4 protein-coding genes and 2 pseudogenes are annotated in these 5,986 nt (G+C 71.7%); 5 read left to right on the top strand and 1 reads right to left on the bottom strand.

What is annotated here, in order from left to right; all coding sequences use genetic code 11:
* The 5 genes and pseudogenes from ACM2ZB_RS21710 to ACM2ZB_RS21730 all read left to right on the top strand — a co-directional run.
* On the top strand, positions 1 to 300 hold a 300-nt coding region (locus tag ACM2ZB_RS21710), incomplete at its 5' end, for a DUF6776 family protein (RefSeq protein WP_416058630.1).
* A 4-nt stretch (positions 301 to 304) separates the two neighbouring features.
* Entirely contained in the window at positions 305 to 775 is a 471-nt protein-coding gene (locus tag ACM2ZB_RS21715) for a polymer-forming cytoskeletal protein (protein WP_313440890.1), read from the top strand.
* 31 nt (positions 776 to 806) lie between these two features.
* The gene (gene erpA / locus ACM2ZB_RS21720) at positions 807 to 1,199 is read left to right on the top strand and encodes an iron-sulfur cluster insertion protein ErpA (protein WP_416058631.1); all 393 of its coding nucleotides are present in this window, start codon (positions 807 to 809) and stop codon (positions 1,197 to 1,199) included.
* 451 nt (positions 1,200 to 1,650) lie between these two features.
* Entirely contained in the window at positions 1,651 to 2,556 is a 906-nt protein-coding gene (gene nudC / locus ACM2ZB_RS21725; RefSeq protein ID WP_416056348.1) for an NAD(+) diphosphatase, read from the top strand.
* Between the two features lie 145 nt (positions 2,557 to 2,701).
* Positions 2,702 to 2,935 (top strand): annotated as a pseudogene (locus ACM2ZB_RS21730) (hypothetical protein); the annotation flags it as partial.
* Positions 2,936 to 3,392: 457 nt separating this feature from the next.
* Here ACM2ZB_RS21730 and ACM2ZB_RS21735 read toward each other — a convergent pair.
* Positions 3,393 to 5,036, bottom strand: a pseudogene (locus ACM2ZB_RS21735) (EAL domain-containing protein); the annotation flags it as partial.
* Positions 5,037 to 5,986 lie beyond the last annotated feature (950 nt).

Genomic DNA, 5,986 nt, shown 5'->3' on the forward strand with positions numbered 1-5,986 from the left:
GTGGTGCTGACCCAGAACCTCAACCGCGGGGCGATCAGCCAGGGGCAGATGCGTTTCACCGTTGAAGGCGTCAAGAACGGCAAGCTGGCCACCATCAGCTGGGATGAGTTGCACCAGCGCAGCAAGGTACCGGGGCAGGACTACTCGTTCCGGTACTTCCAGCAACTCACCGGCAGCGTGATGCTGCCGGCTGACTTCACCCCGCAACGGGTGCGGGTGACATTGGGTAGTGGTGCGGGGGGCACCACGCAGGTATTCGACTGGAAACAGGCCGGCGCACCGGCCAGCAAAGGGGAGTAGGCAGATGTTTGGAAGCAGCAAATCCAGCCGTGATGGCCAACTGGTGGTGGATGCCCTGATCGGCAACCAGGTGGTGATCCGCGGTGATGTGGAATTCAGTGGCGGCCTGTACGTGGAAGGCCGCATCCATGGCAAGGTGATCGCCCAGGAAGGCGCCAGCGCGGCGACCCTGACGCTCGCCGAGCACGGCGTGATCGAAGGGGAGATCCGCGCCCACGTGGTGGTCATCAGCGGACGCCTGGACGGCGACGTGCATGCCACCGAAAAGGTCGAACTGACCCCGAGCGCCCGGGTGAACGGCAACGTCCACTACCAGGTGGTGGAAATGAACGCCGGTGCCCAGCTGAATGGCCGCCTGATCCACGCCAGCAGCCCGGTTGCGGCCCTGCCGGCACCGGAAGGCGAGGCCGAGGCCGAGGGTGAAGGCAAGGGTGGCAATGCCGCACGCCGCAAGCTGGCCGAGGCGATGGCTTGAAAGCCATCCCCGGCGCCCCCATGCTGACGGCATGAGCACGCTAGTTTCCCTGCCCGGCGCCACGCCGGCCGCCGCTCCCGACTACCAGTCGCTGGAGCGGCCGCTGAACTTCACCGAATCGGCCGCGGCCAAGGTGAAGGAACTGATCCAGGACGAGGGCAACCCCGACCTGTCCCTGCGCGTGTACATCGAAGGCGGTGGCTGGTCGGGCTTCCAGTACGGTTTCGAGTTCGACGAGAACCGCGCCGAGGATGACCTGGCGGTGCAGACCAGCGGCGTTACCCTGCTGGTCGACCCGCTCAGCCTGCAGTACCTGATGGGCGCCGAGGTGGATTACACCGAAAGCCTGACCGGTGCGCAGTTCGTGATCCGCAACCCGAATGCGAAGACCACCTGCGGCTGCGGCAGCAGCTTCAGCATGTAACTGCCGGGCGCGGGCATCCGCTGCCTGCATCCAGTAGATCCACGCCATGCGTGGATACGCGGTGCCTGCCCGCATCCGGTAGATCCACGCCATGCGTGGATACGCGGTGCCTGCCCGCATCCAGTAGATCCACGCCATGCGTGGATACGCGGTGCCTGCCCGCATCCGGTAGATCCACGCCATGCGTGGATACGCGGTGCCTGCCCGCATCCAGTAGATCCACGCCATGCGTGGATACGCGGTGTCTGCCCGCATCAGTAGATCCACGCCATGCGTGGATACGCGGGGCCTGCCCGCATTCAGAGATCCACGCCATGCGTGGATACGCGGTGCCTGCCCACATCCAGTAGATCCACGCCATGCGTGGATACGCGGTGCCTGCGCGCGACACCGGCAGACTACGCACATCGCCGACCTTGCCACCTGCAGCGATTGGCGGCAGGCTTGTCGGGTGCTCAATACTCCTTCGCCGCTTTCCGGTTTCGCCTTCGTGGCCGAGCCGCTGGAGCGCGCCGATGCCCTGCGCGACGATGCCGATGCACTGGCGCGCCTGTGGCCGGATGCGCGCATTCTTGTCCTGGACCAGGACGGCACCGCCTTCACCGGTGACGACGACCAGCCACTGGCGCTGACCGGCGCCGATATCGGCGGTGGGCCCGGCGCGGCCATTTTCCTGGGCCTGCGTGCCGGCCAGGCCTGGTTCTCGGTCGAAGCCGCCAACGTCACCCAGACCGCACCGCGCCGGCTCGACCTGCGCCAGGCCGCACTGCTGTGGACCGTGGCCGATGCCACCGCCTTCAGCTACGCCCGCGGCATGTCCTACTGGCACTCGCGCACCCGCTTCTGCGGTGTCTGCGGTGGCGCGGTGGCCTTCGCCCGCGGCGGTTTCGTCGGCCGCTGCCCGCAGTGTTCCACCGAGCATTACCCGCGGGTCGACCCGGCGGTGATCGTAGCCGTGGAAAACCAGGGCAGGCTGCTGCTGGGACGCCAGTCCAACTGGGCGCCGCGCCGCTACTCGGTGCTGGCCGGCTTCGTCGAACCCGGCGAGACCTTCGAACAGACCGTGGTGCGCGAGGTTCACGAGGAAAGCAAGGTGCGGGTGACCTCCTGTCAGTACCTGGGCTCGCAGCCGTGGCCCTTCCCCGGCGCGTTGATGGTGGGGTTCCGTGCGCAGGCGCAGGACGACGTGCCCACCGTGGATGGCGAACTGGAAGATGCGCGCTGGTTCACTGCCGATGAAGTGGGTGCGGCACTGGCGCGTGATGTCGAGGACGATGGCGAAGGCATCCGCCTGTCGCCGCCGATCTCGATCTCGCGGGGCCTGATCGAGCACTGGTACCGCCAGCAGCAGGGCTGAGGGCAGCGGCTGCACGCACGCGTGGTGCAGCCAGCATTGCCGCCACCTGAACACGCAGCGGGTTACAGTCAGGTTCACCGCTGAGGGTGCCGCTGCGACAGGTAAGGTAGCGGCGCCGAACGCTTGTTCGTAGGGAGACCTGCCGATGTTCACCACCCTGGTCGCCGTGTTGGTCGCACTGGCCCTGGGCCATGTCGCCCCGGCTGCTGCTGCCTCGCTGCGCCGTTTCGACGGCTTCCGGCGCTGGCTGGGCTGGCTGGACGCGCACGGTGGGCGGGCATGGCAGGGGCCGGCCGGCGTGGCGCTGGCGATCATTCCGTCGCTGCTGCTGATGGGCCTGCTGGCCTGGCTGCTGCACGGGGTGCTGTTCGGGCGGCCCCGCCGGTGACCGCGGGCGCTGCAGCAGCTGACCCGCCGCCAGCGTTCGCGAGGGAACTGGGATCCCTTTCCGCGCCTGCGTTCCAGCCGCGAAATCCGGGATGCACGCGATGCGGCGCTGCTGCGAAGGGCCCGGGGAGGCGGGGGCCCCGGGCACTGCCGCGGCATCCCCCGGGCCGCGGCGACAGGTCCAGTCGGCAGGATCCGGCGGGTACGGATCCGTGGCTAGGGTCCAGGAATTCCCCCCTTGGCCGCGCGGCCGCCTCGGCGGCCGCTTGGCCACGCAGGCTGCCCGCGGCCCCGGCGCCGGGGCGGCGCAGCGGCACGCGCGGCCAGCCCTGCGCCGCTGCGGGGGCCAGTTCCGGGCCCGCGCCTCCCGACCCCGGCCCGGCGGACTGCTGGCCGGCTGCGGGCCCCATCCTGTCACCCGGGGCCCCCCCCGGTTTCCGCGGAGGCCTGGAAAAACGCGCGGCCATGCGCACGAACGACAGCGGCAGCTGGGTCAGCAGGGCATCGGCTTCACCGCCGGGCTCGAACTGGCTCAGGCAGAAGCGCACGCCCACGCTGGCCATGCGCTGGCAGAACTGCTGCAGCGGCACGGTGTGGATGAGCGCATCGGGCAGGCGCACGTCGATCACCAGTGCGCTGCCGGGCAGGTCGCGCTGCTGCAGCGATTCCAGCAGCCAATCGGCGAAGGCATCGCGCTGCAGGGTACGCAGTGACTGCGAGACGAACAGGTTCAGCGGCTGGGTGGCGTGGCGGTACAGGTCCAGCAGGCCCATCGCATGTTCCAGCACCTGCTGGTCCAGATCGGCGATGCGTCCAGCCGCTTCGGCCGCCGGAATCACCTGGCCGGCAGTCAGCACCGTGCCATCGGCCTGGCGCAGGCGCAGCAGCAGCTGGTACTGCGCGCTGCCGCCGCCGGCCACCGCCACGATGGGCTGGTAGGCCAGTTCCAGTTGGCCTTCCAGCAGAGCCAGATGTTCCTGCCCGGTCACCGCCTGGCGATGCACGTGGCCGGCCACACCGGCACTGAGCAGTCGCGCCTGCAGGGTGGTGCGTTCAATGGCTTCCAGCGCGCTGGAGGCATCGTCGAAGCCTGGCGACAGCGGCGCATAGCCGACCACGCCACGCAGGTGCACCGATTCATCGTCGCGGATCACGAACGCACGCGCGGACAGCTGCTCGCGCAGTGCAGCGGCGATCGCGTCCAGGCTGTCCTCGTCGGCATCGCGGGCCAGCAGCAGGAAGCTGTTGTCGTTCAGGCGCGCGAGCAGGTGCGGATGGCCGGCCTCGGCCAGACCCTGCCCGGCCTGCACCATCAGCCGTTCGAAGGCGGCGTAGCCGTAGCGCTCGCGCAGGCCGAGCGCGCTGGAGATTTCCACGAAGAAGACGCCGCCGCGGTCGCGGTGGGCCAGCGCCGTGTTGAGCTGCTGCAGGACGTGGTGGCGCGTGGGCAGGCCGGTTTCCGGGTTGCTGGTGGCGGGCGCGCCGCTGGCGCCGGGCAGGGTGGCGGCCTGCGCGCGCGCGCGGCGGATGCGGTTGGCCACGGCCGCGATCAGGTGGCGCGGGCGGATCGGCTTGCTCAGGTAATCGTCGGCGCCACTGTCGAGCACTTCGAACTGGCGTTCCGGGTCGGGGTCGCCGCTGAGGAATACGATCGGCAGCAGCTGCATGCCCGGCTGCTGGCGGGTCATCGCGGTCAGCCGCATGCCGTCCAGGCCCGGCAGGTGCAGGTCCATCAGGATCAGGTCGGGATGCTGGTCGCGGATCGCCTGCTGCACGCCATCGGCGTCGGACAGCACCACCGCCTGCCTGCCGGCGCCCTGCAGCACGCTCTGCGCGACCAGGGCCTGGGCGCGGTCGTCTCCGACAATCAGCCCGCGGTAGGGCGAATCGGCGGACGGCGGCGGCTCGCTGCTGTTGCCCCCAGCCCGTGGCGTATCCAAAGGGCCGGGGGTCCTGAGGCCTCGGCGGGGGGGGGGGGGGGGCCGCCTGCGGCCGCTGGCAGGGGCCCACGTGCCAAGGGGGGGGGGTTTTCTGCGCCCCGGGGCGGCCCGGGGGTTTTGGGGCCCACGATGCCCGGTGCGCCCATTACACAAGCCCCTTCCCGGTACGCGGTTTCCGCACCCGGGCCCCCGCCGCCGCGACCCCCCACGGGCGCGCCGCCAGAAAGCGGCCCCCGGCCAGGTGAGGCCGCACCCCCCAGGCGCCGGGGGGCCGGCCCCCCCCCCCCAAACCCCCCTTTTTTTGCCCCGAGGCGCCCGTGCGGGGTTTCCGGCTGGGGCAGGGCGCGGGACCGGCCCAGGCCTGGGGCCGGCCAGCGGCGGCCGCGGGGGCCCGGGGCCCGCGGGCCCCGGGCAGGGTGGCGGGGGCCGGGCCCCCCCGGACCCGGGGGGGCTGGACCAGTCCCGGGGTCCCCGCCGGGAATTTTCGGGGAAGAACGGGGCCCCAGGCCGCCGATCCCCCCCCCCCGCGGGGGCCGGCGGACGACCCCCGCGGGGAGGACGCCAAAAGGGAGGTGCGCGGAGCCCCCGCCAGGAGAGGTGCCGATCACAACGGTGGGGGCGGTCATCCCCCCGGGGCTGGCGGGTCCCCTACGGCGTGGTGGGTGCCCCCGGGGGCGTGGGGCACGGGGGGCCGCCGTTCCCCCCCCGCCCGTGTTTCTCGGGGCCTGCTGGGTCGCCAGCGGTCCCCGGGCTCCCGCCCGCCCACCCTGGCGTGGTCCCCCTGCCCCGGGCCGCCGCCGCCGGCGTCCCCGCCTGTTACCCCATCGGGCTACCTGGGCCGGGGGGGCGGGGCCCGGCGGGGGGGGGCCCCCACCCGGGGGGGGGGCCTGCGGGCCCCAAAAGGCCCAACCCTGCGGCGCAGTGACCCAGCTGCGCCGGACACGCCGGTCCAGATCGCCGGGGCCAAAGGGGATTGTGGCCACGCGTGGGTCGCCCGGGCCCGCGCCCGACTGGCCCTTTTGGCGCCTGGCGGGGCCCCAAACCGCGCAAGGGCCTGAAACCCCCCGACGGTTCGCCCCGCGGCCGGGACCTGGGAGTACGCC

It is taken from the genome of Stenotrophomonas maltophilia (assembly GCF_047782825.1).
GTDB lineage: Bacteria > Pseudomonadota > Gammaproteobacteria > Xanthomonadales > Xanthomonadaceae > Stenotrophomonas.

Coding starts and splice junctions, on each gene's coding strand:
- ACM2ZB_RS21715 (WP_313440890.1), top strand. CDS start 305: ATGTTTGGAAGCAGCAAATCCAGCCGTGATGGCCAACTGGTGGTGGAT.
- erpA (WP_416058631.1), top strand. CDS start 807: ATGAGCACGCTAGTTTCCCTGCCCGGCGCCACGCCGGCCGCCGCTCCC.